We start from the raw sequence: 26,621 nt of genomic DNA, 5'->3' as shown, positions 1-26,621 counted from the left end.
CCGTCCTCGTAGGTCACAGTAACCGGGATCTTGACCTGGTCACCGGGCTTCGCATCCGCAGGTGCGGTTGCGGTGATCTGGCCGTTGTCATCAATGCTGACGGTCCAACCGGCAGGAGCATCGCCCAACTTGTATGGGTTTTCCTTCGCGACGTTGACGTTGTCCGGCTTGTCGAGAGCGACCGGCAGCGTAGCGGTCTCGCCCGGGTACACGGTCTCAACCGGGTATGTCGGCTCCGCCTCCCAATTGTTGGTCAGCTTCACCACCGTGGTGACAGGGACCTCGGGGGTAGAGCCGTCCGGGGTCTTAACGGTGACGTTGACGGTGTTCTTGTCACCCGGCTTAGCGTCTGCCGGCGGGGTGGAAGATACGACACCGGTGTTCGGGTCGACCTTGTACTTCCAGCCGTCGACATCCTGCTCGGTGATTGGCTCGCCATTGTCGTCAGCACCGAAGGAGAACGTCGACCCCTTCGGGGCGTCCTGAACGTGGTGTTCCACAGCCTGGTTCGGGCCGGTGACCTTGACGTCGTAGGTCGGAGCAATATCACTCTTGAGTACAACGACAGTGCCCTTGACCTGCTGTGGCTTGTCGGCGTTGTCGTAGTACGCGAGCACCGGGACGTTCAGGATGTAGCCCTCGGGTGCGGTCCTCGGGATCTTCGTGGTGATCTCGCCAGTGTTCTCGTCGATCTTGACGGTCCACGTACCGCTGTCGTCAGTGTGGGTGTACTCCGTTTTGCCGTCCTCGAAGGTGTAGCGCTTCGGTGCTTCATCGTTCGTGTTACCGCTCAGGCCACGCTCCGGAAGCGTCGGCAACAGGGAGACGTTTTTTCCGGGCTTATTGGTCACCGTGTCGTAATCGGGGATCTTGATGTCCACGATGGCTTGGAACTGTGTCTCAATCTCATCGGTGGTCTGATCCGGGTAGGTGGCCTTGATCTTTGGGGTGATGATGCTGCCCGGCGGGACGGTTTCATCCGCCTTCGCGGTAACCCTACCGGTCTCATCTATGGTGACGGTCCAGCCATCCGGAACGGAGTCAGGATCCACCTCAAACTTCGCGGGATGGACCGGACCATGGCCCTTCATGATGGACTTGGTGCCGACCTGCGCGGTGATCTCCTGACCCACCTTGCCCTTCGAAATGCCCGGGCGCACAAGGTCGGTGACCTGGGTGTGGTTCGGCTCGACAACGACGAGCAACTCAAGCTCATCGGTAGAGCCGTTCGAGTACTCAACAATGACTTTCGGGCGAGCGAAAGTACCCGGCCTCGGCTCTTCCGGAGCGGTGACGGTGACGTTATAGTCCTCGTCCATCTCGACGGTCCAGCCCTCGTAGACGTAATTCTCGTCGAGTTCGACCTTGGCTTCGAAGCCCTTTTCGCCCTTCTTCTTCGCCAGATCCTTGATCAGGTCCGGCGTCTGGGTGAAGGTCACCTTCTGCGGCTCGGTCGCAAGCGGGCCGGTCGCGCTATCAACGCCCGAGATGATCGAAGCGTCGGTCTTGTCGTACCTCGGGGAGTGGTACTCGGTGTCGTCCAAGGAGAACGCCTTCGAGTCGATCACGTTCGCCGTGTTATAGCGCGTCAGCGAATTCGAACTGTCGAAGGTCTTGCCTTCTTCGCCGATGTTGTTTTCAACGGCATTCTGGAGCTGGTCAACGGTACGTGGCTTCGCCAGAACGGAGAAGTTGACGTTCTTGTCAGTCGCCAAGTCAGTACCGCGGTACTCCGGCCAGGTGAAGTAGATGTCGCCGGTCGCTTCGTCGATTCGCAGCAGCTGCTCACCGCCGGAGGCTTCTGGGTCTGTGGTGCCGATGAACTTGCCGTTGCCGTCGTAAGCTTCCACGACCATGCGGGACATGGAATCGTCCTCGCCGCCGTTCTGCACAGCAGGAATGTTGACGGTACCGACCTTGGTTTCCTCACCAGGGACGATCACGTGCTTCCCGAAGTCCTCCCACGACACCGTGATGGGGTTACATTCGATGTTCTCGCTCGGCCACGGGTTTACAGTAGCGCCAAAAGCAGCGCTGGAGCCCTTGGTGGCATAGAGATTGCCACTATGGCCCTTCGTGTAGTTCCCCTGCCAGGCGTAGCGCACGGGATTGTCGGCAGTGGCCGAAGCGAATTGCTTGACCTTCTCCTCGGTCATCTCTGCGAAGATATTCAGGTTTCGTTGTACGCGAATACCATCAATGACGATGCTTTCGTCGGCCTTGTGAGTGACGCTCTTGTCAAGGAAGGTCTGGCCGGCCTCCATGGAAGGCACCTCGCCGGTATTCAAGAGTGCGCCAAGGTTACCCGTATTGGTGAAGTGCCAATCCGCGAACGTGCGGTCCTTCGAGTTATCAAAGGAGACACTCAGACCCCAAGCTTTCTTGTCGGGGCTGGTCGCACTCGGCTCCATGGTGTTCCAGCTGAAACCAGCCTGGCTTCCGCTCGGGGAATTCTCATAGACCACACACGAACCCGCCGGCAGGTCGGACGCCTTCTGCGCGTCCTTCTCCACCGCGCCGGACTTATCGCGGATGCCGCCGGTGAACGTAGCGGCGGCGGCCTCGGGGGCCACGGTATTAAAAGACGTGACGCTCAGCCCACTGAGCGCGAGAGTAATAGCGGAGACAGCGGCCACTCCCCTGCGGGAGGAGCGACGCCACGACGTACCACTGCTTTGTGCATTCATTCCAATAGACCTTTCCAATGCAACACTCTGCCTCGCCCCCCCGTGGGAAAGCATTGGTCTTAGGACTTGCCAAGCGCTCTCCCCACAAATACCCGAGAGAACAGACAGGGAATAGACAGGTTATCGGTTAAAATAATACCTACCAAGGAGGAGGAAAGCAAGAAAAAATACCTACTCATCAGCCATTTATCGACAACAGTTCACAGCATTTCGAAAGCTGAAAAGTCGCTGAATTGTCCACCCCATGAGACGGGCTGAGGTTTCTGCATGTAGGGCACGGGGAGACGTCGCCAAGCACAGCGCGCCCACCGTCATGAAAAGTACACGAACAAGCGGTTGGCACAACCTTTTAGGATTCCTCGTGGACCAAATCCGAGCCACCAGAGGAATTGGAGTCGCCCTCCTCGTTAAGGTTCTGCTGGAGATTGGCCTCCATCCAGGCACGCACGGCTGCCTCGAAATCCTCGGAGTCGTCCACTTCCCCTACGACTTCATCCAAGTCCTGCGCGGTGAGGAACTTGGTGAAGGACGCAATCTCTAGTTTCTCATCGCGGTTGAATAACCCGTCCTGGTAGACCACGACATAGTTTTGCGGCAGCTCCGGCTTGGAGTTGGGGCACCCCTCCGCACCCGCGGGCTCTACCACGGAGACCTCTGGGGGCAACGAGGCCATGAGCGCAACGTGGGTGCGCTCCAAGAAATCCACGTCCTTGGTCCCCTCATCCTTGGCGGCCACATAGTCCTTGGAAATCGTGCGGGCTTCCTCCGGGTTGTAGACGTTTAGAAACTCGCCAGTGCAACCAACGAAGAAGTTACCGTTCGTGCTTATCCCGCTGACGTGTTCACCGCCGCGCCGCACCAACATCGGTTTCCGGGAAACGGTAACCGCGCGCCCCTCATCACGCAGAGTCTGGCGGTAGATTTCCGCCAAAACGCGCTGCTCATGGGACGTCGGGTCAATCATGATAGTGATCGGCGCCGAGTTCACTGGGTTCGGATCCGGCTTGGGTTCATACCCAGAGCAGGCGCTTAACGACGCCCCCACAACCCCCACCAAGGCCACCCCAACAACGTGGGCGAAGGTGCGGGAACGTGCAATAAGGCGGGGCATCAGAATCAGGCGCATTCTTTCTATTCAACCGGACATGTCGAGCACACATGCCGCTGTTCTTCAGGGTCCTCAGTCCGCAGCGCTGGGCCGCAGCATCTGGCTGAATCTTACACACCCCGCTGGCCAGACGGCGGTGTGGCTCTCCCCGATAGCAAGTGACTAGACTAATGCGCGTTATGACTAGCGCTATTACTGAATCTTCCGTTCGCGACGCGCTTAGCCGCGTCGATGACCCAGAAATCGGCCGCCCCATCACGGAGCTCGGCATGGTGAAGTCCGTGGCCGTTAACGGCTCGGACGTGGATATCGAGCTGTATCTCACCATCGCAGGCTGCCCGATGAAGAGCACCATCGAGTCCAATACCCGCGCGGCCGTGGCAGAGCTCGACGGTGTCGGCGAGATCAGCATCTCCATGACGCCGATGAGCGACGAGCAGCGTAAAGAGCTCAAGCAGAAGCTGCGCGGCGGGCAAGCCGAACCGGAGATCCCCTTCGCCAAGCCCGAGTCCACCACCCGCGTTTTCGCGGTAGCCTCCGGCAAGGGTGGCGTGGGCAAGTCTTCCGTCACGGTGAACCTGGCTGCGGCCTTGGTCAAGAAGGGTCTCAAGGTGGGCATCGTGGACGCCGATATCTACGGCCACTCCGTGCCCAGCCTGCTGGGTTCTACTGCCGGGCCAACCGTGCTTGACGACGAAATGCTGCTTCCCCCCATCTCCCACGGCATCAAGCACATCTCCATTGGCCAGTTCGTGGAGGGCAATGCACCCGTCGTCTGGCGCGGGCCGATGCTCCACCGCGCCCTCCAGCAATTCCTCGCGGACGTCTTCTGGGGCGATTTGGACGTGCTCCTGCTGGACCTGCCGCCGGGTACTGGCGACGTTGCCCTGTCGGTGGCCCAGCTCATCCCCAATGCGGAGCTGCTCATCGTGACCACGCCGCAGGCGGCTGCGGCCGAGGTGGCTGAGCGCGCCGGTTCCATCTCGCAGCAAACGCGCCAACGCGTGGCCGGCGTGATTGAGAACATGGGTGCCATGGTCATGCCGGACGGCTCCACCATGGACATCTTCGGCTCCGGCGGCGGCAGCGTGGTGGCCGAGCGCCTCAGCGTACTGCTGGGCCACGAGGTTCCCCTGCTGTCCAGCATCCCACTGGATCCGAGCCTGCGCGCCGCGGGCGATGCCGGAACCCCCATCGTCATCTCCGCGCCCGACTCCCCCGCTACCCAAGCCATCACCAAGGTGGCCGATTCCATTGCGGTGCGCTCCGATTCCCTCGTGGGCAAGAAGCTCGGCTTGGGCGTGACCCGCAAGGGCTAAATAACCTTTAGGTGACATCCTCCCAGGAGGAGCTGCCCTCGCCGGTGGGTCCATTCCCACCGCGCGGGGGCTGTGTCGTTTTCGCCTTCTCCCCCGTCGGCTGCTGTGCTCCGGCGCCTAGGTCCGGGTAGACCTGCGAATAATCAAAAGTCGGCCGGCCAGTATTCTGCTCCGGCGCCGGTTGCGCCGGCCCCTGCTGCGTGTGCGCGGGTTGGTTGCTCATGTCCGCGTCGTGCTCGTACGGGCTGGTGCTCTTCTTGATGTCCTCCGCCATCTTCTTCGGGTTGAAATCATCCCAGGCGGAATCGTCGCCGTCGAAAAGCGCCTTGGTGATAACCCCGCGCGGGCCCATGCGCGTCCACTCCGCCGCCTGGCTCAAAGGCACCCGGAGATCATCGAACTCCGCACCGAGACCGCTCATTTCACCGTTGAGCTCCGCCTTGGCATTCGCAATGGCCTTGCGCGCCGCGTAGATAGCCGCACGGACATCCATGATCACACCGGGCAGACGCTCAGGGCCGATGATCACCAGACCCAGCAGCACGATGACGAGGATCTCTACCCAACCAATTGAGGAAAACACGAAACTATCTTAACTACTTCAACGAAGGCGACAGGCTAACGGGCACGCGGGGGCTTCGGGGCTTGAATTAACACCCTCTAGAATTATCCCCTCTGGTTATGCCGAATGGCACGCACAACCATCTCCACCTTGTCCAGGAAATCCTGGCGTGGCTGGTGAGCAGGCGCCTCCGCATCTGGCCCGGGGCCTGCCCCTTGATGGGCAATACCCGCGAGCTTCGCCATGAGCGAGTCCGGCGCCTTAACGTGAGAATCCACGCTACATTCGCGAACCCATTCGGCGGCGTTGCGCTGGTGGTGGATTTCTGCCCGGCATTCCGGGCAGTGCACGAGGTGGATGCGTACGCGGTGGGCATACTTGGCTGGCATTTCACCGTCAACAAAAGCGACGACTGCTTCAGGCCCCAAGTGGCCGATGGTATCGGCCCGCTGGGCCCGTGTCTTTGCCTTATCGCGAGCTTTGGCTTGGGCCTCGGTGAAGAACCCGGACAGGCTCAGGGAATGCCCGTCGCTGCTCTGCCCTTCTGCTTTCACCTCAACGTCACCTCACCTCAGTGCATGCTCTTCTGCAGTGGCCTCGTGCTTGGCTGCGGAACTCTCACGCTCCAGGACTCAAACGCTGCCCAGTCTAGCGCGTACGCAGCAGGCTGCGGGTGTCTGCGTTGGTCTGGGCTTCCTTTTCCAGAGCAGCACGCAGCTGGGAGCGGCCACGGTGGATGCGGGAGCGCACGGTGCCCATCTTCACGCCGAGGGTTTCAGCAATCTCGTCGTAGCTCATGCCCACGACGTCACAGAGAACCACCGCCACGCGAAAATCCGGTGCGAGGTTATCCAGTGCCGCCTGCAGCGCCGGATCGAGGTTAGCCTCCGTGTAGGCCTGCTCCGGGGTCATGTCAGTGCCGGGGACACGCTCATAATCCTCCGGCAGAGCTTCCATGCGGATCTTGGAGCGGTGGCGGACCATGTCCAAGAAGAGGTTAGTGGTGATGCGGTGCAGCCAGCCCCCAAAAGTTCCCGCTTGGTACTTATCCAAGGAGCGGAAGACACGCATGAAAGTCTCCTGCGTGAGATCTTCAGCATCGTGCTGGTTACCGGAGAGGCGGTAAGCCAAGCGATAGACATCATCGGCGTGCTCAGCCACGAGTTCGCCCCAGGAAGGCATATCGGCCTGGCCGGCGTCGAACGCAGCGGTTCCGGTCAACTTCTCAGTTTCAGCGCTGGCATCATGGCTGCCAATGGCAGAGGATTCGGTGGAACGGTGAGCGGGCTCAAACTCGCGCTGCTGTGTGGTCATGCCGAATATCTTTCTATAGTGCGCGGCGAAACTCCAGCCACGGCCCTGTGAGCAGCCTGTGAATCCGTCACACCGCTTACATGCGCTTCTTGCGTCACAGCTGAGGAGAGTTGCGGGCGATTCTCAGCACGCAATGGTGACGATTTCACTATGGTTTTCTTTTGTGACTACTACGGCTTATGACGCAATGCGAACCTATATTGAATCCACCAGCGAGGTCTCCGAGGTGCTCGCCGGCGCCCGCGCCCATGCGGAGGAGTACGGCCTGCCGGCCCCGGATGAAGCCACCGGCCAGCTGCTCAGCACGCTTGTGGCGGTCTCGTCCGGCACCACCTCGCGCCCCCAGGCGGTGGCGATTACTCCCGCAGCATCCGTCGTAGGCCTGTATCTGCTGGCAGGGATGCCGGACAACGGAATCCTGACCTGCATTGACCCGGAGGCAGAGCACCAAGCCAGCGCCAAGCGAACCTTCCGCGAGGCCGGCTACTCCCCTAGCCGTGGGCGCTTCTTGCCGTCTCGCCCGCTCGACATCATGGGCCGCCTGGCTAATGACACCTATCAGGTGATCTACGCCGAGGTCCCCGCACTCGAAATGCCCGCGTTGCTCAAGGCTGCGTGGCCCCTGCTGCACCAGCACGGCACCTTGGTGTTGGCCAATGCGCTTCTCGACGGCACCGTGGCCGACCCCTCCCGCACCGACCGCGACACCGCCGCCGCCCGCGAGGCCGACGAGGTTGCCCGCTCCCTTGAGGGCGCGGCCGTCACGCGCCTGCCCTACGGTGCGGGCCTGACGCTCATCACCAAGCTGTAGTCGCCTTCTGAAACTGCCCGATCTGCCAAAACCATCGCCCGTTTTTCGATCGGCACGGAGGTTTTCGTCATCTAGGGCACCGTTGGTTTAGCCACTGATACGTCTCCGAGCTAAACCCCGCCTTGCGTCGCCGGTGGCCTTTTTGCGCCGACTTTTTACTCCTTCTACGTCCCCACCCTTTCCCCCACCCTTCGCGCTCACCGTGGGGGCTTCGCTAGGCGGGCTGCGCGCTCTCGGTGAGCGCGAAGGGAGTGTACTGAAAGGTGCGGTGTTGCAGGGCGGTGTTGCGCAGGCTCCTGAAGCATTCCGGGACTCGTCGGCGCCACCAAAACCACGAAAAGCGGACGTGGAGTGGACTTCAATCCACCCACACGCCCGCTTAAGGCGCTGCGCTGTCTCGCGGCTTAGACCTTTACGTTCTTGCCCACGACAACCACGCCGCCTTCGGAAACCTTGAAGCGCTCCTCATCGCGCTCGCGGTCCACGCCGATGATGGCGCCATCGCTGACCACCACGTTCTTGTCCAGGATGGCGTGGCGGACCACCGCGCCGCGGCCAATGCGCACGCCCGGCAAGATGACGGAGCCTTCCACCGTCGCACCATCGGCCACATGCACGTCCGAGGAGAGCACAGAGTTGCGCACCGTACCGCCGGAGACGATGCAGCCCGGAGCCACCATCGAGGACTGCGCGATACCGTTCTGCACAAACTTTGCCGGCGGGAAGTTTGAATCATCCGTGGAGTGAATGGGCCACGAACGGTTGTACAGGTTGAAAATGGGGTGCACCGAAATCATGTCCATGTGCGCCTCATAGAAGGAGTCAATGGTACCGACATCGCGCCAATAGCCATGGTCACGCTCCGTAGAACCGGGAACCTCGTTGGCCATGAAGTCGTAGACGTGTGCCTGCTCGCGCTTGACGAAGTAAGGGATAATGTTGCCGCCCATGTCATGTGCGGAGTCCTCATTCTTTTCGTCTTCCAGCAAAGCGTCGATAAGCGCCTGCGTGGTGAAGACGTAGTTGCCCATGGAGGCATAGGTCATGTTCGGATCATCCGGGGTGGCCGGGGGATTCGCAGGCTTCTCGACGAACTCCGTAATCGTGCCCATCCCATCCGCCTGGATGCAGCCAAAGGCAGAAGCCTCCGAACGCGGCACGCGGATGCCCGCCACCGAGCAGTCCAGGCCGGTCGCGATGTGCTCCTCCACCATCTGGGCCGGGTCCATGCGGTAGACGTGGTCGGCGCCAAAGACGATGACGTAATCCGGCTTCTCGTCATAAATCAGGTTCAGCGACTGCAAAATGGCATCGGCCGAACCGTTGTACCAACGCTTACCGCGGCGCTGCTGGGCGGGTACGGAGGCGATGTACTGCGGGGTCGGCCCAGACAGGTTCCACGCCTGGGAAATGTGGCGGTCCAAGGAGTGGGACTTGTACTGGGTTAGCACCGCAATCTTGAGGTATCCGGCGTTAACGAGGTTCGACAGCACGAAATCGATCAGGCGGTAGGAGCCGCCGAAAGGAACGGCGGGCTTAGCGCGGTCTTCCGTCAGGGGAAAGAGGCGCTTTCCCTCGCCGCCGGCAAGGACAATGGCAAGGACATTAGGAAGGCTTCTCACACCACCCAATCTATAGACGTTTTCTGGATCGCGCAGACGAAGACTGCGTGATTTTACCCCCTTTACCGCCCACCCGCTTCCTGCGTCCTCTCCTTCCACTAGCTTCCTTAATTGGCGTGCCAGCCGCGCCTGTAGCGCGCAATATGAAGGTTTAGCGCGCACTGCAGAATGTCCGTATTCTGGCGAGTATGAGAGCCGGAATTTTTTCTAAGGAGTATCCGCCGGAGATTTACGGCGGGGCGGGCGTCCATGTTGCAGAGCTCACCCGTTTCATGCGCGAGATTATCGATGTCTCCGTCCACTGCATGGGGTCTGAGCGCGACGAGAAAGACGTCTTTGTCCATGGCGTTGACCCCGCATTGAAGGAGGCCAACGCCGCGCTGCAGACGCTGTCTACGGGTCTGCGCATGGCCAACGCCGCCTCCGACATCGATGTGGCTCACTCCCACACCTGGTACACGGGCTTGGGTGGACACCTCGCCAGCCGCTTGTACGGCATTCCCCACGTGGTCACCGCACACTCCCTCGAGCCGCACCGCCCGTGGAAGCGCGAACAGCTAGGCGGTGGTTACGAGGTCTCCTCTTGGTCCGAAAAGAACGCCATGGAGTACGCCGACGCCGTGATCGCAGTGTCCGCTGGCATGAAGGATTCCATCTTGGATGCCTACCCCCGCATCGACGCCGATAAGGTGCATGTGGTCCTCAACGGCATCGATACGCAGGTGTGGCAGCCGGGTGAGTCGGCGGTGCTGGATAAGCTGGGCGTCGATAAGCAGCGCCCCATCGCCGCCTTCGTCGGCCGCATCACCCGACAGAAGGGCGTAAAGCACCTGCTCAAGGCAGCCCAGAGCTTTGACGAAGACATTCAGCTCGTGCTGTGCGCGGGCGCGCCGGATACGCCGGAGATTGCGGCGGAGACCGAAGCCCTCGTGGAGGAGCTGCGCTCGCAGCGCGATGGTGTGTTCTGGGTTAAGGACATGCTGTCCCGCGAGGAGATTAAGCAGGTCTATTCCGGTGCCGATGTGTTTGTCTGCCCGTCGATCTATGAGCCGCTAGGCATTGTTAACCTCGAAGCCATGGCGTGCGGCACCGCGGTCGTAGCCTCCAATGTGGGTGGTATCCCAGAGGTCGTCATGGATGGTGAGACCGGCGTTTTGGTCAATTACGACGCCGCTGATGAAGCCACCTTTGAGGCTGATCTCGCCGCCGCCGTGAATCGAGTTGCAGCGGACAAGGAACTGACGCAGCGCTTTGGTAGCGCCGGTCGCCAGCGCGCCATTGATGACTTCTCGTGGGCCACCATCGCGCAGCAGACCGTAGACATTTACCGTTCGTTGATGTAGGAAGGACTGCCGTGACTCTTAACGAACCGCCTCATCGCCCAGAACTTCATTTCGTTCCCGATACCGGGTTGCTCGACGCCCCCGCGGGAATCGTCCGCGACGGTAACACGTGGCACCTGTTCCACCAGTACCGGACCGCGGCTGACCAGCCCGCACGCTGGGGCCATTCCACGTCCGAAGAAACAGCTTTTGAGTGGCTCGACTGCGACGACGTCCTCGCCCCCGTGGGCGGAGAGCTGTCGCTGCGTGCTGGCTCCGTCGCGGAGGGCAAGGACGCCCTCAACTTGTATTTCACCTCGGTGACTTCGGTGGGCACGAGCGTGCGCCTGGCGCGCTACACCGACTACGCCGATGAATGCGTCGTCTCCGATGACCCTTCGGCGCTCGACCCGGATGTTGTCCGCTTCGGCGAAGCTGTCGGTGCCAGCACCAATTACGACCGCTTCCGCTCTCCCTCCGTGGTCCCGGATTGGGCTAAGGAGGACCGCGAGGAAGGCCACGATGGCTGGCTCATGCTTGCCCTGACCGGGCACTCCGACGCACCAGTGCCGGTGATTCTGGATAGCCCCAACGGCGAAGCATGGACGCTGCTCGGACCGTTGAGCTTCGAGGGTGATCCTGGCTTCGAGGACGGCGAGGTTCCGGCCACCTCCCCCATCCCGCCGGTGGTCTCGCCGCGTTTGGTGCGCCTGCGCGACGAGGTCGATAGGGAAATCTACGATGTGCTCTTCGTGACCTTAGAGCGCGAGGGCCGCGATGTTTCCGGCTATATCGTGGGCCGCCTTGATGGCACTGTGTTCACTGTGGCGAAGGGTTTCCAGCGCGTGGACTTTGGCCATGATTTCTCCCGCCCGCGCAACACCAACACCACGACCGGAACGATTCCGCAGGAGTGCCGCTACGACCGCGCGGTCATCCTCGGTCTGCTCAACGGCAACGGCCGCGGTGACGATGCCACCAAGCACCCATCCTGGGAGGCGGAAGGCTGGGCTAATAGTCTGTCCCTGCCGCGCGCGGTCACGCTGCAGGGCGGTGTGCTGTACCAGACCCCGGCAGAAGGTCTGCCGGATGCGGTGAAGCTTTCCGATTATGCCCAATCCTGGACTGGTGTTTTGGAGGTTCCGGAAGGCTCCGCCGTGAGCGTGACGCTGAAGGACGGTAACGGTGACGCCGCCGCGGTCATCCGCCACACCGGCGAAGAGATCAGCCTGGATCGCTCAATGTCGAAGGCCTTCGATCACTACTTCAAGGACTCTGCTCCCGCGGTGGCCCAGCTGGCTGAGGGCGATTCGGACACGCTTACCGTCATCCAAGACGGCGCTAGCGTTGAGGTGTTTGTGGACGGTGGCTTGGTGGCCATGAGCTCTCGCGTCTACTTCGAGGGCGGTTGCTCCGCCATCGAGGTCAGCACGGAGGGCGAGGCTGTCATTGAGCAGTCGTGGAGCCGCAAGGGAACCAAGCGCTCTTAATCGCATCGACTGCGACACGGCGTATAGGAGGAGGACCGAGTTGTCTCGGTCCTCTTTTTAATGCGCTCCCCTACCCTTCCCGCTCACCGCGGACCACACACTTCTGCCGCCTCCCCTCTCGGTGAGCGCGAAGGGAGACTGGGGCAAAAGAACCGACACGCTAACTACACAACCTCGACGCACCCCAGTACGGCAACGCGCCCCGCGCCACAATGCGCTAAAAGGACCGAGGCGGGCTAGGTCGAGCCGGGCCACCCCTACCCTTCGCGCTCACCAAGAAACTCAAACAGCCACCGCGCCCAATCCCTGTGAGCGCGACGGGAGGCCGAGGCGGGCTGGGTCGGTCGCGCCACCCCCTTCGCGCTCACCGAGGGCCACAAACTTCCACCGCCCCCGCTCCTGGTGAGCGCGAAGGGTGGTTTCGAAGAGAAGCAGCGAAGGAAGGTCTAAAAAAGGAGCGTCAGTAGTTAGGCCGAACGCAGGCGGTCCAGACGAGCGTGAGCCGTCACGGTCAGCGACTGCGGCAAGGAGGCCATGCGCTCGGCCAGCTCTTCCGGGCTGATGTGGCGCGCCGACGGGCTCATGCCCACCTGCGCGGCGATGGAGGCCTTATCCAAGACGATGGGGAAGGAAATATCAACCGGGTCGGCCGCCTGCTCGAGGAAACCTTCCGCCTGCGCGTAGAGACGCTCCACCTTTCCTTCCTCGACGCCGAGGATGCCCAAAGGCTCCCGCAGCTCATCGAGGTGGCCGGCCTGCGGAGTCAGCACAATGACCTCCCCGCCGGGGGCGAGCACGCGTTGGAATTCCGCCGGGTTGCGCGGGGCGAAGACCACCGAGATGGCGTGAATCGAGTCGTCCTTGAGGGGCAAGCGCTCCCACACATCCGCGACCACGGCACCGACGCGCTCATGTGACTTGGCCAGGTGCTTGGCCGCATGCGTAGAGATATCCAGGCCCACGCCGCGAGCGCCCTCAATCGAATCGAGCGTGTGAGCTAGGTAGTAACCCGTGCCCGCGCCCACCTCAAGGAGCGCGGGGGCGGTGTCCTCATCGAGGCCTGCCGCGCGCTCAGCCGCATCCTGGGTTTCCAAAGAATCCTGGACCGCGCCGGTCACTGCCTCCACGAAGGGCGCGAAGTGCCCCATGGCAAGGTAGGTCTCGCGGGCGGTAACCATCGCGGCATCGTCGCCCTGATGTTTCAGGCCCGCGCCGGCCGCCAGCGTGACGTAGCCCTGCTTGGCCACGTCATAAGAGTGGCCGGTCTCCGACACGAGGCGAGAAAAATCATCCGCGCCTTGCAGGGCGCTGCCATCGGCGGGATCGGCCAGAATATCGACGATATGTGAAAGCATGCTCCCTAGACTAGCTAGAAACTGCTACGAGGAGGGAACCCAACTCCGCTGCTTCTTCTTTGCTGAGCTCAATAACAATGCGCCCACCCCCGTCAGAAGGAATGCGCATCACGATCTTGCGGGACTCCTCTACCGCTTCCATCTCTCCACCAGTGGTACGGGGCTTCATCGCTGCCATGTTGAGTCTCCTTCGACTATTTTTAGAACGTCCTTCTAGTCTAGCTCTTTTTCAGCCGACAGCGGCAGGCTCGTTGCCGCACCCGCGGGGGAAGGTTCCGCAGAATCATCTGCAGGACCATCACAAGCCACCGGCGCAGCGCCCAAGCGGCGCTCCACGGCGGCCAGCAGCGCATCCACTTGGTCCTGGCGGTAGCCGCGTGCCACGACGTCGAAACGCAGGTCATCGAAGCGCCCCTCCTCGAGGGCGCGCAGATTCTCCTCGTTGGTATCCACGGCCGTATCGGGAGCCTCCATCACGGTCCCCCGACCCACGATGGTTCCCCACGCCCATGTGCCAATGATGACGAGGGCGATGAGGACAACGATAAGAAGAATCCAGGACATCATGCGCTAAATCTTACCCAGCAGCGGCGGGCGTTGGGTAACGGGGCCAACCACGCCCGCGCGCGACAGGATGGTACGCGCGACCACATCAGCCATCGGGGCCAGCTCCTCGAGCGGGCGGTTGCGGTGGGCACGAGTGCCCAGGTCCACCTCGGCGATAGCATGGGGCCCATAGCGCTTGGCGACGTCTATCAACAACCCCGCCTCCACCCCATAGCCGGCCGCAAAAGGCAGACCTAGGGCTGCCTCGCGGCGAATCGCATACTCCCCTCCCAGAGGTTGATCGATGTGCGCGAGCTCGGGGAAGAACATGCGCAGCAGCGGCTTGGCGCTCAGCTCCGTGACCCGCCCGCCACCGGTGGGCTGACCGTTCAGACTACGCGCATAACGGGCTTTGACCATCTGCACGTGCGGGTCCACGAAGGGCTCACTCAGCGCGGTAACCATGCCGGGCCGCGCGGATTCTAAGTCCGCGTCAATGAACACGACCACTTCACCCTGGGCCGCGGCGACCCCGCGCCACAGGGACTCGCCTTTGCCCGGTTGCGGTTCCTCGTCCCGCACCTCGCGCCAGTTGCACACCCGAGCCCCGGCCGCGGCTGCCCGAGCGGCGGTCTCATCGGAGGAGTCGGCGTCGATGACGATGACCTCTAAAGGCTCATCCGCCAGGCAGGCGCGCACCACGTGGGCGACGGTGCGCTCCTCATTAAGCGCAGGGATGACAACGGAAACGCTGGAAGTCATAGCTTAGGCCAGCCCCCGGGTCGTCGCTAAGGGCGCCATTGTCCCCTGGATGGCGGCGGTCATGCGGATGACATCGAGTGTCGGCCCTACCTCATGCACCCGAAACGCCGCCACGCCGCGCGCGGCCGACCACGCCGTCGCCGCCAGCGTGCCCGCGACGCGCTGGTCCACGGCGCGGTCAAGGGTCTCACCCACAAAGTCCTTGTTCGACAAGGCCATGAGCACCGGCCACCCCGTCGCAACAATCTCATCAATACGCCGCAATAGCTCGAGGCCATGGAAAGTGTTTTTGCCGAAGTCGTGCGTGGGGTCGATGAACGTCAGCTCCTCCGGGCAACCGAGGTCTGCGGCTCGTTCGGCCAGCCGCGTGGTTTCCGCGATGACGTCGGCAACCACATCGTCGAAGTGCACGCGGTGCGGGCGGGTGCGTGGGGTCACGCCACCGGTGTGCGAACACACGTAGCCGACCTTGTGGTGGCCAGCCACCTCGATGAGCTCGGGGTCCCAGCCGGCCCAGGTGTCATTGACTAAACCGGCGCCAGCGGCGATCGCCGCTTCTGCCACCTCAGCGCGCCACGTATCCACAGAGATCAGCGCGTGCGGGCGGCGGCGGTGCAACTCCGCGATGGTGGGCACGACGCGCTCGATTTCCTCGGCCGCATCCACGTGCTCACCGGGCCCGGCCTTGACGCCGCCGATGTCGATGATGGAGGCGCCGTCGTCAAGCGCCTGCTCAGCACGCTGGATTGCGGGGTCGAGCTCGAAGGTAGCGCCCTTGTCGTAGAAGGAGTCGGGCGTGCGGTTCACGATCGCCATGACCCGCGCAAGGTTAGGGCCAGGGTTCACTTGCTTTCTTGCTCCCGCAGGCGCTTGTCCGACATCACCTTGTGCGCGGCCAGGATGTGGGCGACGGCTTCATCGATATCATCCGTGATGAGGAAGAGATCAAGGTCTTCGGGGTTAATGAATCCGCCCTCAGCCAGGGTCGTCTTCATCCACTCCACCAAGCCGGCCCAGTAGTCGGTGCCCATGAGCACGATGGGATAGTTGGTCACCTTGCCGGTTTGGACCATGCACATGACCTCGAAGAACTCATCCATGGTGCCCATGCCACCCGGCAGGCAGATGAAGGCCTGGGAGTACTTGAGGAACATGGTCTTGCGCGCGAAGAAGTAGCGGAAGTTCAGCCCCAGATCGACGTAGGGGTTCAGGCCTTGCTCGTGGGGTAGTTCGATTCCCAGGCCCACAGACAGTCCGCCGGCCTCATGCGCGCCGCGGTTGGCCGCCTCCATGATGCCGGGGCCGCCGCCGGTGATAACGGCATACTTGGCCTCTACTAGGCGGCGGCCCAAGGCAACGCCAAGCTGGTAATTCGGGTCCTCCTCCGGGGTGCGGGCGGAACCGAAGACGGTCACGGCCTTGGGCAGCTTGGCCAGCGCGTCAAAGCCGTCCACGAACTCGCCCTGGATGCGCAGGACGCGCCAGGGATCGGCGTGCTGCCACTCATGATCCGCGCCGGACTGCAGCAGGCGCTGATCAAAGGTGGAAGACTGCTCTCCAGCAGTGCGCACGAGGAGAGGTCCGCGCAGGGTGCGCAGTTGCTCAGGAGTCATGGTGGTTTTATCCCTTCAGGTAATTCAAGAGTGCTGTTGAGACTTCGGCGATCTGGGCGATGGGCACCTGCTCGTCCTTCTTGTGAGCAAAGCCCGGATCGCCGGGGCCGAAATTAACGGCTGGGGTACCCATCTCGGAAAAACGGGCCACGTCGGTCCAACCATACTTGGCGCGGACGTTGCCGCCGACGGCGTCGACAAGCGCGCGTGCCGCCGGCTGGCCCAAACCGGGCAGGGCCGCTCCCGCAATGTCATCGACGTCCACGGTGATGTTCTCGTGCTCGCCGAGGACCTCCATCAGGTGCGCCAGCGCCTCCTCGGAGCTGCGGTCGGGGGCGAAACGGAAGTTGACGAACATCCAAGCCTCATCCGGAATGGTGTTGGTGGCCACGCCGGATTCGAGGTGGACGATGTTGAGGCCTTCCTTGTAGATGCAGCCGTCAATCTCGACGTCGCGGGGCTGGTAGTTGGCCACGTTGAGCATCACCGGCGCCAAGGTGTGCGCGGCATTGGAGCCCAGCCAGGCGCGGGCCGAGTGCGCGCGGGTGCCGTGGGCGGTAACGCGCACGCGGATGGTGCCCTGGCAGCCGGCCTCGATCATGGCGCCAGAGGGCTCGCCCAGCAGAGCTAGGTCTCCGTGCAGCCATTCCGGGTGATCCTTCTGCAGGTGGCCCAGGCCGTTGAATTCGGTGGCGACCTCCTCGCCCTCATAGGCGATGACCGTGAGATCGTGCTTGAGCTCATCGGAGTCGTACAGCTGCGCAAAGGCGTTGAGGTAGACCGCCATGCCGGATTTCATGTCCACGGTGCCGCAGCCATACATGGTGGCGCCGTCTTCTGACATGGTGTGGGGCACGTTATTGGCCAGGGGTACGGTATCGATGTGGCCGGCGAGGACCACGCGGCTTTCGAAGCCCCGATTCGTCCGGGCGCAGACGGTGTTGCCGTAGCGTTCCACCTCTACCTTGTTCTGGTCCAGACCACGCAGGGCTTCCTCGACAGCATCGGCGATCGCCTGCTCGTGGTGCGAAGGGCTGGGGATATCCACCAGGGCCTTGGTCAGCTCGATGGGATCGGAGAAGAGATTTAAAGTCACAACCCGCCATGCTAGCGCCCCCGGTTGCTTAGTGCATTGCGTAAAGTACTTCCCGTTGCAAACAATCAACAGCGTTGAAGGTGATTTCCCTATGGCTGCGGCCACTCAACTCAAAACCCGCCACCTCACCATGATGGGCCTCGGCTCCGCGGTGGGCGCGGGCCTCTTCCTGGGCGTCGGCCTGGGCATCCAGGTTTCCGGTACCTCCGTTCTCATCTCCTATGCGGTGGCCGGTGTGCTCATCGCCTTGGTGATGTGGATGCTCGGCGAGATGGCCGCCGCCCGGCCTTCGTTGGGTGCGTTTTCCACCTATGCAGGCCAGGCTTTCGGGCCGTGGGCGCGGTTCACGCTGGGTTGGATCTACTGGTTCATGCTGGTCATGGTGATGGGCGCGGAGATTACCGGCGCCGCGGCCATCATCTCCAACTGGTTCGGGGTGGACCCCTGGATTCCGGCGTTGGTGGCCGTGGTCTTTTTCGCCATCGTCAACTTTGCTGCTGTGGGCGGCTTCGGCGAATTCGAATTCTGGTTCGCCATCATCAAGGTGGCCACAATTGTGGCTTTCCTCGGCGTCGGCGTGCTCATGGCTCTAGGAATTCTGCCCGGCATGGACCTCTCGGTGGCGGGGCACAATTTTACGGAGAACTTCCTGCCCAACGGCGGCCCTGGATTTGCCGCCGGCTTGCTCGCCGTGGCTTTCGCCTTCGGTGGCATCGAGCTGGTCACCATTGCCGCGGCGGAATCTGAGGACCCGGCCCACAACGTGGCCACCGCCGTGCGCGCCATCATCGTGCGCATCATGGTCTTCTACATCGGCTCCATTCTGGTCATCACCATGGCCTTGCCTTTCAGCTCCATCCAGGACGCCGATGTGGCCGCGGACTCGCCCTTCACGCTGGTCCTTGCGGCCGCGAAAATCCCCTTCGCCGCGGGATTCATGGAGGCCATCATCGCCCTGGCGCTGCTCTCAGCCTTCAACGCGCAGATCTACGCCACCTCCCGCTTGGTCTACGACATGGCCAAGGACCACAGCGCGCACCACGTCTTTTTAAAAACCAACGCTTCCGGCTCCCCTATCTTCGCGGTGGTGCTCTCCATCATCTTCGCCTTTGCGTCGGTGGTTCTGCAGTACTGGAACCCGCCGGGGCTTCTGGCCTTCCTCTTTAACGCGGTGGGCGGATGCCTGCTGGTCATCTGGTGTTTCATCGTGGCTTCTTATATCAAGCTGCACCCCCAGATGAAGGCCAATGGCGAGCTCACGACGCTGCGCGTCCCGGGCTTCCCGTGGCTGCCGTGGCTGACTGCCCTAGCACTGGTGGGTCTTACGATTCTCATGCTTTTCGACGCCTCCGCCCGCAACCAAGTCCTCGCCGTCCTCATCCTGACCGTGGCCCTGGTTGTGATCTTCCACCTACTACCGGGTAACTCACGGCGCAAGGCCGAGGCGTAGCTGCTAGGGTGTGAGCCTATGACTTCAGCATCCGCACGCGGCCTGGCAACCATTACCCACGACGGCACCGTCTTGGACGTCTGGTTCCCCGCAGTTCATACCGATATCTCTGTAGAAGCCAGCGGCACCGAGCGCTTGGAGGAGGTTCCGCAGCAATTCGCTGACCTGGTTGGCCCCGACGAGGAGCGCGGCGTCGCCCGCATCGCCGTGGAGACCTCCATCAAGGATCTGAACGAGGCACCCGCCGACACCTACGACGCTTACCTGCGCCTGCACCTGCTCTCCCACCGCGCAGTCAAGCCTCACGGCCTGAATGTGGACGGTATCTTCGGCAAGCTGGCCAACGTGGTGTGGACCAACTATGGCCCCTGCGCGGTCGCCGATTTCCAGATGGTCCGCGGCCGCCTCGCTTCCCGCGGTCCGGTCGTGGTCTACTCCGTCGATAAGTTCCCGCGCATGGTGGACTACGTTGTCCCGTCCGGCGTGCGCATCGGCGACGCCGACCGCGTTCGCCTGGGCGCCCACCTCGCTGAGGGCACGACCGTGATGCACGAGGGCTTCGTTAACTTCAACGCCGGCACCCTGGGCGCCTCCATGGTCGAGGGCCGTATTTCCGCAGGCGTCGTCGTGGGCGACGGCTCCGATATCGGCGGTGGCGCCTCCATCATGGGCACCCTGTCCGGTGGCGGCAAGGAGGTCATCTCCATCGGTGAGCGCTGCCTGCTCGGCGCGAACTCCGGCGTGGGAATTTCGCTTGGCGACGACGCCGTCGTCGAAGCCGGCCTCTACGTCACCGCCGGCACCAAGATCGCCGTCTTTGGCAAGATCGCGGAGGCACTGGGCCTGTCTGAGGGCGACACCATCAAGGGATCCAAGCTCTCTGGTGTTTCCGGCGTGCTGCTGCGCCGCAACTCCGTGACCGGCGCCGTCGAGGCCGTGGAGTGGAAGTCTGAGGCCGTGGCCCTCAACGAGGACCTGCACAAGAACTAAGCGCTGCTGCTTGAGGCCCCCGTTGCTGCGGGGGCCTTTCGTGATCGTGGGGTTGAGCCCTCCACTTTGTACAGAAGCGCTATTTAATCGCCCCTTTATGCCCAAACGCCTAGGCAGCTGCCTACAATGCTAAAGGTGACTGCTCAAAACGATTCCTCCTCTCGCTCACTCGGCAGCGGCTTGAAAATCCGCCACCTGACCATGATGGGGCTGGGCTCCACTATCGGTGCCGGCCTTTTCCTAGGCACCGGCGTAGGTATTTCCGCCGCCGGTCCGGCGGTTCTGTTGGCCTATCTCATTGCTGGTTTCCTTGCCATCTTGGTCATGCAGATGCTCGGTGAGATGGGCACGGTCATCCCCGCATCCGGCTCCTTTTCCGAATACGCGGAGCACGGCATCGGCCGCTGGGCAGGCTTTACGCAAGGCTGGATTTATTGGCTTGCCACCGTCGCCGTCCTCGGTGCGGAAATCACCGGCGCGGCCGGGTTCATCGGTTCTTGGTTCGACTGCCCGCCCTGGATTCCCGCCGCTATCTGCGTCGCACTCTTTGGCACCATCAACCTCTTGCGCGTGCGCTTGTTCGGCGAGTTCGAGTACTGGTTCGCCTTCATCAAGGTCGCCGTCATCATTGCCTTCCTCATCATCGGTGTATTACTGATCTTCGGGCTGCTTCCCGGCCATACCTTCATCGGCACATCCGTCTTCCTTGCCGACGGCTTCATGCCCAACGGCCTCGGCGGCGTGGCCGCCGGTCTGCTCGCCGTAGCCTTTGCTTTCGGCGGCATCGAGGTCGTCGCCATCGCCGCTGCGGAATCCGAGGACCCCGAGAAATCCCTCGTCAACGCAGTGCGCACCACCATTACCCGCATTTCGGTGTTCTACCTGGGTTCTGTCCTCGTCATCACCTTCCTCCTGCCCTATTCTTCGCTCGGCTCCGCGCAGTCTGCCGCCGAGTCGCCATTCACCATGGTGCTGGACCGGGCTGGTATCCCAGGCGCGGCAGCCATCATGGAAGTGGTCATCGTCCTCGCGCTGCTGTCTGCTTTCAACGCGCAAATCTACGCTTCCTCCCGCATGATGCACTCGCTAGCTAGCCGCGGTGAAGCCCCCAAGCTCTTCGCCGCCACCGACCGTCGCGGCGTCCCGACTGCGGCCATCGCGCTGTCTGTCATTCTTTCCGCAGTGATGGTTGTTCTCAACTATGCGGATACCGGGTGGCTGCTGTCCTTCATGCTCAATGCCGCTGGCGCCTCACTACTCATCGTGTGGGTCTTCATCGCGGTGAGCCAGCTGCGCCTGCGCCCACAGCTCGAGGCCATCCACCCGCTTCCGGTACGCATGTGGGCCTACCCCTACCTCACGTGGTTCGCGTTAGCCCTCTTCGCAGCCATCGCGGTGCTCATGCTTACCGACGCTTCCGCCCGCATCCAGCTCTTCTCCGCCGCCACCATGTTCGCGGTACTCGCAGTTGCAGGTGTCATCAACGCCAAGGCCCGCGGTATCGCCCCGACGTCTCGCCTGCCCCTACCTACGGCCGAGGAGCTCGAGGCCCGCTAGCCGTCCCTCCCTGCAGCGCTCCTCTCTTAGCCACTGGCCGCTCTTCCCTCCGCGCAGTGCCTCACTGCCCGGTCCTCCTTTCCCTTTGCGCTCACCGGCGCCGGTCGTAGCGCCGCTTGTCTGCTCCCCGTGGCCGCCAAGGGCATGCCGCGTGAAATCCCCTCCCCACGCGCCCTTCACACCGCAGGTTCGTGCCCTTCGCGCTCACCAGCGATGGGTAGAGCAACGGCCGATGCTTCCCGGTGAGCGCGAAGGGAGTTTTGAGGGGCGTATGGCAACTTAAATTGCAGACGTGACAGCTTCTTAGCGCAAAATCGACCCCGCAGAGCCGAGTTATCCACAGGCGAGGAATTGACCCTCGACGCGTCGTTAAGCACTGCATACTTTGAGCGTCATGAAGGCATGGACAACCGCGGAGCTTCGCGCGCAAGGCTTGAGCAAGGAGGCAATCAGACGGAAGCTTCGCGCGGGGACGCTCTTTCGCGTGCACCGCGGGATTTATAGCGACGAGTGGTCGCCGATAGCTGTGGCGCGGGCTCTGGCGCACGGTCTCAGTCGAATACATTTCACGGGCAAGACTGCTCAGGAAATCTATTTGGGCCGAAAGTTGACGTTTCCACTGGAAGCCGAGGGCCCACGCACGCTTAAGGGCAAGAATTTTCGCGTAGCGCATTCACGCCTGTCGGCCACCGCCAAAGTGAATGGCCTACCTGTTGTTCAAGTGCTGTGGGCAGCCCGTCGTATAGCTGCGGCGTGCGGGCAGCTGCTGGAAGAGTACTATCGCGGCAAGACAGGGCCTGCGCGTCTAGAAGATGACCGGCAGAGAATGCGTCGAGTTCCCCGGCGTTTGAAAGAGACTATCCGCCGCACGCCCATCGGCGCGGACAGCGTACCGGAGCGCCAGCTTAGCCGAAGGCTTAGCGCGGACGGGATCTTTCCTGAGCACAACGCGCTCATCGCGGGCTACCGGTTTGACCTGAAGATTGGCAAGCTCATCATCGAGGTCGACGGATGGGAGTATCACAAAAACGATCGGGCATTTCAAGCGGACCGCTCGAAGCAGAACGCGGCCGTAGCCCATGGGTATACGGTTTTGCGCTTTACTGCCGACGATATCCGTTACCACCTCAACGACGCCTTCTTACTTGTCAAAGCGACTCTTAAGCTGCTCAAAGGGCGAAATCCCAAACTCCCTTCTGCCGCGACTCAGCCTTATTGGACTTGGCATCTATGCATGCAAACATTGCCATCGTGACAAGTTTTCTTTACACTTAAGCATGTAAGAGTTACACACCGTGAAGGAGACCAGATGGCCGAGCACCAGAACATGGTTCGCAAATGGCGGCGCTGGCTCGAGATGTCTCAAGCCGACCTTGCTGAAAGGGCCGGCGTTTCCCGCCAAACTATCGCCAATATCGAACGCGGCAACTACTCCCCCTCTGTGCACTTAGCACTCGACATTTGCCGCGAACTAGGAAAAACCGTCGAAGAAATTTTTGGAGATGAACAACATGATTAACGCCCTGGCCAACTACACCCTCAACGAGATCGAGCGCGCCTCCCACGATGAATTCGAGCGCGAGACTTTCTACAAGGCGTATGCCATCAGCGCTACCCCGACCCTCTTCCTCGAGCTCGTAGCCGCAGCCATCCTCGCTTGGGTTCTACCTGGGAAGATGAGCATGCTGTGCTTCCTCGCCATCGCGCCGTCTATCATCGGCAATCTCTTCGGCACGGCGTGGCTGCGCAAGCGAGTCGCCACCCCATCTGTTGGCCGTAATTGGCCTGCGATGACCGTCTCCCTCATCCCGCTCATTGTGATGTTCGCCGGAATTGCCCATAACGCTTACGCACCGGACTCCACCTCCTACTTGATTGGCGCTGGGGCTGGCGTGACCGCCGCCATCATCTTCACACCATTCCTCCGACGCCGCCAGCACCAACGCGACCAAGCCCGCCTTGACGCCGAGCTCGACGACTAGCTTGCCCTCCTTGCCGTCCCGCCCTTCGCGCTCACCGCGGACGGCGGGTCTTGCTTTTTACAGGCGCCGGTGAGCGCGAAGGGCAGGCGCGGGGCAGGTGCAGTGAGGAAGGGCGGAAGGGGTTAAGCCGGCTCGGTCTCGTGGACCACGACCGGCGCCTTGGGTGTCGAGCGGAACGTCCACAGCTTATTGAAGATGAAATTGATGGGCATGGCTACCACGATGGAAATCGCGTTGGCCCAGTAGTACATGGTGCGGAATCCGGTTGAATCGTCGAAGATATGGGGAGGCAGCTGCAGCGGCGAGGTTGGATTCATCAGCAGGTACTGCACCGCGAGGGTAACCAGGTAGGCACCGATGCCCGTAATGAGGAAAGGGAAAAAGCCGCGTAGCCACGACACTTTGTTGACGGACTTGAACGTCCACATGCGGTTGAGCTGGTAGTTCCAGGTGTTAGCCACAAGGAAGGCAATGGTAGAAAAGAGCATGAACCAACGCACATGGAACTGGGTGCCAAAGAGGTTAAACATGGCGTCGTGTGGGGTGGCGCCAAACCACGCCAAACCGCACTTCGCGGCAACAATGGCGGTCGCAATGTTGACCAACGTGCCCGAACCGCCGACGAGGCCGAATTTAATGAACTGGCCAAGATTCGAGGCAAAGCGAGCAAAGCTCAGATCCGCCATGGACACGTCCTTTGCAAAATGCTCAATAATGATGAATAAAACTTCGTATGAGTCTAGTCCCTCGCAAAGCGCACACTAAAACCCGCGCCGCAATAGCGCCGAATCTCACAGCTTAAACTCACACTCCCGGCCAGAAAGCGGATCCTGAAAGCTCAGGGCGATGTGAGAAAGCTGCAGCGGCGTGGAAAAATCATAGAGGGACAATCCACGATCCACCGGATAGGTATCATCCCCCACAATCGGATGGCCCAGGTGGTTGAGCACCACGCGAATCTGGTGGGTGTGTCCGGTCAGTGGCCAGACATCGGCTACCGCTCCCCGAGCGCGCACCCGTGTCACCGTAGGCGTGCCGGAAGGATCCACGCGGACCTGACGCTGACCACGCACGCGCCGCATGCCCAGCCGCACCGTGCCGTCATAGTCCAACCGCGTAGAGAGCCGAGCCCGGTAGTGCTTCACCACCGCCCGCTCCTGAAAAAGCTGCTGGTAGGCAGACCGCGTGCGCGGATTACGCGAGCACAGTACCAAGCCCGACGTCAGCCGGTCCAAGCGGTGCAGCGGCACAATGGAATCCTCCCCGTAATCCACGCGCAGGCGAGTCTGGAGGGTCTCGCGCACGATGCGCCCGTTCGACGTCGTGGGCAGGAAGTGCGGCTTGTCGACGACTATCAGGTCCCCATCCTCAAACACCACCCGGTAGTCAAAGGGAATGGGCTCTTCACGCGGGACGGATGGGTGATACCAGGCCAGCGTCGGGCCGGGGAGCACAGTGCCAGGCTCCAATCGAGTACCGGGCGAAAACACGGAATCACCCGCCTCACCTGCCCAATAGGTAGGTGTAACGGGCACGATGCCGGTGAGCATCACCTTGCGCGGGCTAATCCCTTCCCGCGCCGGCGGGCGAAAAGCCACCTACTCAGCCAAGCGCGCGACGGCTGCGGCAATGCGCTCGTCCGTGCCATTGAGGCCAATCCGCACGTACTGCTCGCCCGCTGGGCCGTAGAAATCACCCGGCGCAACGAGGATTCCGCGCTCGGCGAGCCAGTCGACGGTCTCACGGCAGTTCTCACCGCGCGTTGCCCACAGATAGAGCCCAGCCTCGGAGTGCTCGATTCGAAAGCCCGCGCCGGTCAGCGCCCGCATGAGATCCACACGGCGCGCGGCGTAGCGTTGGCGCTGGAGGGCTTCGGAGGGGTCGTCGTCAAGCGCGGCAACCATGGCCGCCTGAATGGGGCCTGGAACGATAAGCCCTGCGTGCTTGCGCAGTTCCAGCAGCTCGGCGATGAGCCTGGCATCGCCTGCGAAGAAGCCCGCGCGGTAGGAGGCCATGTTCGCGCTCTTGGACAGCGAATGCATGGCGATGAGCCCTGTGTTGTCGCCGTCCGTCACCCGCGGGTCCAGGATAGACACCGGCGGGTTCTCATCATCCCATCCCAAGCCCATGTAGCACTCGTCCGAGGCCACGATGGCATTGTTGGCGCGCGCCCAGGCGACAATCTCACGCAGCTTCTCGACGCCCAACACCCGGCCCGTCGGGTTCGACGGCGAGTTGATGAACACCAGTGACGCATCCTGGAAATCCTCATCGGCGCGCAGGGGCTTAGCCCCGGCCAAGAGCGCACCGACTTCATAGGTGGGATAAGCCACCGTCGGGAAAGCCACGGTCTCCCCGCGCATGCCCAGCAAAGTGGGCAACCAGGCGATAGCCTCCTTGGTGCCGATGACCGGCAGCACCGCGTCGACATTCATGTTGTAGCGGCGCTGCAGCGCCTTCGCGATGGCCTCGCGCAGCTCCGGGGTGCCCTGGGTCTGCGGATAACCGGGAGCCTCAGCCGCGGCGGACAGCGCTAGTTGCACGCCCGGGGCGACCGGATCGACGGGATTGCCAACTGATAGGTCGACGATTCCGTCTGGGTGCGCCTGTGCTTTCTTCTTGGCGTCAGCAAGCGAGTTCCACGGAAAATCCGGGAGCGTATGTCCAAGCGGCGTGCGGCTCATGGTCTACTCCTGGTTCTGAGGCGGGAGTGCAGCGATCATCGGGACGTCAAAGTCCTGCGGGCCGAGAGCTGCTGCGCCACCCGGGGAGCCGAGATCATCGAAGAAGGCGGCGTTGGCATCGTTGTAGTCCAGCCACTCATCCGGGACATCATCCTCGTAGAAGATGGCCTCCACCGGGCAAGCCGGCTCGCAGGCGCCGCAGTCCACGCACTCGTCTGGGTGGATGTAGAGCATGCGCTTGCCCTCGTAGATGCAGTCGACCGGGCACTCTTCAACGCAGCCGCGGTCCATCACGTCGACGCAAGGCTGCGCGATGGTGTAAGTCATAAGGTGTTTAAACTCCTGTGTGTC

27 protein-coding genes are annotated in these 26,621 nt (G+C 62.1%); 10 read left to right on the top strand and 17 right to left on the bottom strand.

Annotated features, from left to right (window positions below; all coding sequences use genetic code 11):
- Positions 1-2,687, bottom strand: a 2,687-nt coding sequence (locus RDN59_RS02525) for an adhesin domain containing protein (protein ID WP_308606445.1), incomplete at its 3' end; no start/stop codon positions are given.
- Positions 2,688-3,036: 349 nt separating this feature from the next.
- Complete coding sequence (locus RDN59_RS02520; RefSeq protein WP_308606444.1) at positions 3,037-3,813, bottom strand: hypothetical protein; 777 nt, start codon at positions 3,811-3,813, stop codon at positions 3,037-3,039.
- A gap of 161 nt (positions 3,814-3,974) precedes the next feature.
- Here RDN59_RS02520 and RDN59_RS02515 point away from each other — a divergent pair, with 161 nt between their 5' ends.
- Positions 3,975-5,114 (top strand): Mrp/NBP35 family ATP-binding protein, encoded by a 1,140-nt coding sequence (locus RDN59_RS02515; RefSeq protein ID WP_308606443.1) that lies wholly within the window; start codon positions 3,975-3,977, stop codon positions 5,112-5,114.
- Positions 5,115-5,121: 7 nt separating this feature from the next.
- Here RDN59_RS02515 and RDN59_RS02510 read toward each other — a convergent pair whose 3' ends face one another.
- The 3 genes from RDN59_RS02510 to sigE all read right to left on the bottom strand — a co-directional run bounded on the left by RDN59_RS02510 (position 5,122) and on the right by sigE (position 6,990).
- Positions 5,122-5,697, bottom strand: a complete 576-nt coding sequence (locus tag RDN59_RS02510; protein WP_308606442.1) for a Sec-independent protein translocase TatB — start codon at positions 5,695-5,697, stop codon at positions 5,122-5,124.
- 83 nt (positions 5,698-5,780) lie between these two features.
- Entirely contained in the window at positions 5,781-6,230 is a 450-nt protein-coding gene (locus RDN59_RS02505) for an anti-sigma factor (protein ID WP_308606441.1), read from the bottom strand.
- Between the two features lie 94 nt (positions 6,231-6,324).
- Positions 6,325-6,990, bottom strand: a complete 666-nt coding sequence (gene sigE, locus RDN59_RS02500) for an RNA polymerase sigma factor SigE (RefSeq protein WP_308606440.1) — start codon at positions 6,988-6,990, stop codon at positions 6,325-6,327.
- 163 nt (positions 6,991-7,153) lie between these two features.
- On the opposite strand from sigE, the gene RDN59_RS02495 reads away from it, so the two are divergent.
- Complete coding sequence (locus RDN59_RS02495; protein ID WP_308606439.1) at positions 7,154-7,801, top strand: O-methyltransferase; 648 nt, start codon at positions 7,154-7,156, stop codon at positions 7,799-7,801.
- A gap of 404 nt (positions 7,802-8,205) precedes the next feature.
- Here the strand turns inward: RDN59_RS02495 and glgC are convergent, their stop codons facing one another.
- Positions 8,206-9,423: a glucose-1-phosphate adenylyltransferase gene (gene glgC, locus RDN59_RS02490; RefSeq protein WP_046648300.1), complete on the bottom strand. Its 1,218-nt coding sequence runs from the start codon at positions 9,421-9,423 to the stop codon at positions 8,206-8,208.
- Positions 9,424-9,611: 188 nt separating this feature from the next.
- Here glgC and glgA point away from each other — a divergent pair, with 188 nt between their 5' ends.
- Together glgA and RDN59_RS02480 are read left to right on the top strand one after the other, a co-directional pair.
- A complete protein-coding gene (gene glgA, locus RDN59_RS02485) occupies positions 9,612-10,766 on the top strand; it encodes a glycogen synthase (RefSeq protein ID WP_308606438.1) in 1,155 nt (384 codons plus the stop codon).
- Between the two features lie 11 nt (positions 10,767-10,777).
- Positions 10,778-12,235 (top strand): GH32 C-terminal domain-containing protein, encoded by a 1,458-nt coding sequence (locus RDN59_RS02480; RefSeq protein WP_308606437.1) that lies wholly within the window; start codon positions 10,778-10,780, stop codon positions 12,233-12,235.
- Positions 12,236-12,702: 467 nt separating this feature from the next.
- On the opposite strand, the gene RDN59_RS02475 is transcribed toward RDN59_RS02480, so the two are convergent.
- The 7 genes from RDN59_RS02475 to dapE are packed head-to-tail and all read right to left on the bottom strand — an operon-like array spanning position 12,703 to position 17,607.
- Positions 12,703-13,590 (bottom strand): methyltransferase domain-containing protein, encoded by an 888-nt coding sequence (locus RDN59_RS02475; RefSeq protein ID WP_308606436.1) that lies wholly within the window; start codon positions 13,588-13,590, stop codon positions 12,703-12,705.
- A gap of 10 nt (positions 13,591-13,600) precedes the next feature.
- The gene (locus tag RDN59_RS02470) at positions 13,601-13,768 is read right to left on the bottom strand and encodes a DUF3117 domain-containing protein (protein WP_010187237.1); all 168 of its coding nucleotides are present in this window, start codon (positions 13,766-13,768) and stop codon (positions 13,601-13,603) included.
- A 35-nt stretch (positions 13,769-13,803) separates the two neighbouring features.
- The gene (locus RDN59_RS02465; RefSeq protein WP_308606434.1) at positions 13,804-14,157 is read right to left on the bottom strand and encodes a DivIVA domain-containing protein; all 354 of its coding nucleotides are present in this window, start codon (positions 14,155-14,157) and stop codon (positions 13,804-13,806) included.
- A 3-nt stretch (positions 14,158-14,160) separates the two neighbouring features.
- Positions 14,161-14,898, bottom strand: coding sequence for a glucosyl-3-phosphoglycerate synthase (locus RDN59_RS02460; RefSeq protein ID WP_308606433.1), 738 nt, complete (start codon positions 14,896-14,898; stop codon positions 14,161-14,163).
- Between the two features lie 3 nt (positions 14,899-14,901).
- Positions 14,902-15,714, bottom strand: a complete 813-nt coding sequence (gene folP, locus RDN59_RS02455) for a dihydropteroate synthase (RefSeq protein ID WP_308606432.1) — start codon at positions 15,712-15,714, stop codon at positions 14,902-14,904.
- A 26-nt stretch (positions 15,715-15,740) separates the two neighbouring features.
- The gene (locus tag RDN59_RS02450) at positions 15,741-16,511 is read right to left on the bottom strand and encodes a TIGR00730 family Rossman fold protein (RefSeq protein WP_308606431.1); all 771 of its coding nucleotides are present in this window, start codon (positions 16,509-16,511) and stop codon (positions 15,741-15,743) included.
- Positions 16,512-16,518: 7 nt separating this feature from the next.
- Complete coding sequence (gene dapE, locus RDN59_RS02445) at positions 16,519-17,607, bottom strand: succinyl-diaminopimelate desuccinylase (RefSeq protein ID WP_308606430.1); 1,089 nt, start codon at positions 17,605-17,607, stop codon at positions 16,519-16,521.
- Between the two features lie 91 nt (positions 17,608-17,698).
- Between dapE and RDN59_RS02440 the strand changes: the two genes are divergently transcribed.
- From RDN59_RS02440 to RDN59_RS02415, 6 genes are all read left to right on the top strand, one after another.
- A complete protein-coding gene (locus RDN59_RS02440; RefSeq protein ID WP_308606429.1) occupies positions 17,699-19,057 on the top strand; it encodes an amino acid permease in 1,359 nt (452 codons plus the stop codon).
- 18 nt (positions 19,058-19,075) lie between these two features.
- On the top strand, positions 19,076-20,047 hold the full coding sequence (dapD, locus tag RDN59_RS02435) for a 2,3,4,5-tetrahydropyridine-2,6-dicarboxylate N-succinyltransferase (RefSeq protein ID WP_308606428.1): 972 nt from the start codon (positions 19,076-19,078) through the stop codon (positions 20,045-20,047).
- A gap of 126 nt (positions 20,048-20,173) precedes the next feature.
- Positions 20,174-21,604, top strand: coding sequence for an amino acid permease (locus RDN59_RS02430; RefSeq protein ID WP_308606427.1), 1,431 nt, complete (start codon positions 20,174-20,176; stop codon positions 21,602-21,604).
- Positions 21,605-21,998: 394 nt separating this feature from the next.
- Positions 21,999-22,859 carry a DUF559 domain-containing protein gene (locus RDN59_RS02425; protein WP_308606426.1) on the top strand — a complete coding sequence of 287 codons (861 nt, stop codon included), beginning with the start codon at positions 21,999-22,001 and terminating at the stop codon, positions 22,857-22,859.
- Between the two features lie 54 nt (positions 22,860-22,913).
- Positions 22,914-23,123 (top strand): helix-turn-helix transcriptional regulator, encoded by a 210-nt coding sequence (locus tag RDN59_RS02420; protein ID WP_308606425.1) that lies wholly within the window; start codon positions 22,914-22,916, stop codon positions 23,121-23,123.
- Complete coding sequence (locus RDN59_RS02415; RefSeq protein ID WP_308606424.1) at positions 23,107-23,586, top strand: transcriptional regulator; 480 nt, start codon at positions 23,107-23,109, stop codon at positions 23,584-23,586. The genes RDN59_RS02420 and RDN59_RS02415 overlap by 17 nt, the downstream gene beginning before the upstream one ends.
- 122 nt (positions 23,587-23,708) lie before the next feature.
- Here RDN59_RS02415 and RDN59_RS02410 read toward each other — a convergent pair whose 3' ends face one another.
- From RDN59_RS02410 to fdxA, 4 genes are all read right to left on the bottom strand, one after another.
- On the bottom strand, positions 23,709-24,272 hold the full coding sequence (locus RDN59_RS02410) for a GtrA family protein (protein WP_308606423.1): 564 nt from the start codon (positions 24,270-24,272) through the stop codon (positions 23,709-23,711).
- A 105-nt stretch (positions 24,273-24,377) separates the two neighbouring features.
- Positions 24,378-25,184, bottom strand: a complete 807-nt coding sequence (locus RDN59_RS02405) for a pseudouridine synthase (RefSeq protein WP_308606422.1) — start codon at positions 25,182-25,184, stop codon at positions 24,378-24,380.
- Positions 25,185-26,270 carry a succinyldiaminopimelate transaminase gene (gene dapC / locus RDN59_RS02400; protein ID WP_308606421.1) on the bottom strand — a complete coding sequence of 362 codons (1,086 nt, stop codon included), beginning with the start codon at positions 26,268-26,270 and terminating at the stop codon, positions 25,185-25,187. It lies immediately after the preceding gene.
- Positions 26,271-26,273: 3 nt separating this feature from the next.
- Entirely contained in the window at positions 26,274-26,597 is a 324-nt protein-coding gene (gene fdxA, locus RDN59_RS02395; RefSeq protein ID WP_005327491.1) for a ferredoxin, read from the bottom strand.
- Positions 26,598-26,621: the final 24 nt, after the last annotated feature.

Origin of the sequence: uncultured Corynebacterium sp., assembly GCF_902489365.1 — a bacterium.
Taxonomy (GTDB): Bacteria; Actinomycetota; Actinomycetes; order Mycobacteriales; family Mycobacteriaceae; genus Corynebacterium.
The sequence above is the reverse complement of the archived record's forward strand: the minus strand, read 5'-3'. Positions and strand labels throughout refer to the sequence as shown.

Bases quoted from the DNA above. Each gene is read 5' to 3' on its own strand.
- RDN59_RS02450 (WP_308606431.1), bottom strand. From the start codon at position 16,511: ATGACTCCTGAGCAACTGCGCACCCTGCGCGGACCTCTCCTCGTGCGC.
- glgA (WP_308606438.1), top strand. From the start codon at position 9,612: ATGAGAGCCGGAATTTTTTCTAAGGAGTATCCGCCGGAGATTTACGGC.
- RDN59_RS02430 (WP_308606427.1), top strand. From the start codon at position 20,174: ATGCTAAAGGTGACTGCTCAAAACGATTCCTCCTCTCGCTCACTCGGC.
- RDN59_RS02470 (WP_010187237.1), bottom strand. From the start codon at position 13,768: ATGGCAGCGATGAAGCCCCGTACCACTGGTGGAGAGATGGAAGCGGTA.
- sigE (WP_308606440.1), bottom strand. From the start codon at position 6,990: ATGACCACACAGCAGCGCGAGTTTGAGCCCGCTCACCGTTCCACCGAA.
- dapC (WP_308606421.1), bottom strand. From the start codon at position 26,270: ATGAGCCGCACGCCGCTTGGACATACGCTCCCGGATTTTCCGTGGAAC.
- RDN59_RS02440 (WP_308606429.1), top strand. From the start codon at position 17,699: ATGGCTGCGGCCACTCAACTCAAAACCCGCCACCTCACCATGATGGGC.
- RDN59_RS02420 (WP_308606425.1), top strand. From the start codon at position 22,914: ATGGCCGAGCACCAGAACATGGTTCGCAAATGGCGGCGCTGGCTCGAG.
- RDN59_RS02415 (WP_308606424.1), top strand. From the start codon at position 23,107: ATGAACAACATGATTAACGCCCTGGCCAACTACACCCTCAACGAGATC.
- folP (WP_308606432.1), bottom strand. From the start codon at position 15,714: ATGGCGATCGTGAACCGCACGCCCGACTCCTTCTACGACAAGGGCGCT.
- RDN59_RS02475 (WP_308606436.1), bottom strand. From the start codon at position 13,590: ATGCTTTCACATATCGTCGATATTCTGGCCGATCCCGCCGATGGCAGC.
- RDN59_RS02515 (WP_308606443.1), top strand. From the start codon at position 3,975: ATGACTAGCGCTATTACTGAATCTTCCGTTCGCGACGCGCTTAGCCGC.
- dapD (WP_308606428.1), top strand. From the start codon at position 19,076: ATGACTTCAGCATCCGCACGCGGCCTGGCAACCATTACCCACGACGGC.
- RDN59_RS02425 (WP_308606426.1), top strand. From the start codon at position 21,999: ATGAAGGCATGGACAACCGCGGAGCTTCGCGCGCAAGGCTTGAGCAAG.
- RDN59_RS02465 (WP_308606434.1), bottom strand. From the start codon at position 14,157: ATGATGTCCTGGATTCTTCTTATCGTTGTCCTCATCGCCCTCGTCATC.
- RDN59_RS02460 (WP_308606433.1), bottom strand. From the start codon at position 14,898: ATGACTTCCAGCGTTTCCGTTGTCATCCCTGCGCTTAATGAGGAGCGC.
- RDN59_RS02410 (WP_308606423.1), bottom strand. From the start codon at position 24,272: ATGGCGGATCTGAGCTTTGCTCGCTTTGCCTCGAATCTTGGCCAGTTC.
- RDN59_RS02520 (WP_308606444.1), bottom strand. From the start codon at position 3,813: ATGCGCCTGATTCTGATGCCCCGCCTTATTGCACGTTCCCGCACCTTC.
- fdxA (WP_005327491.1), bottom strand. From the start codon at position 26,597: ATGACTTACACCATCGCGCAGCCTTGCGTCGACGTGATGGACCGCGGC.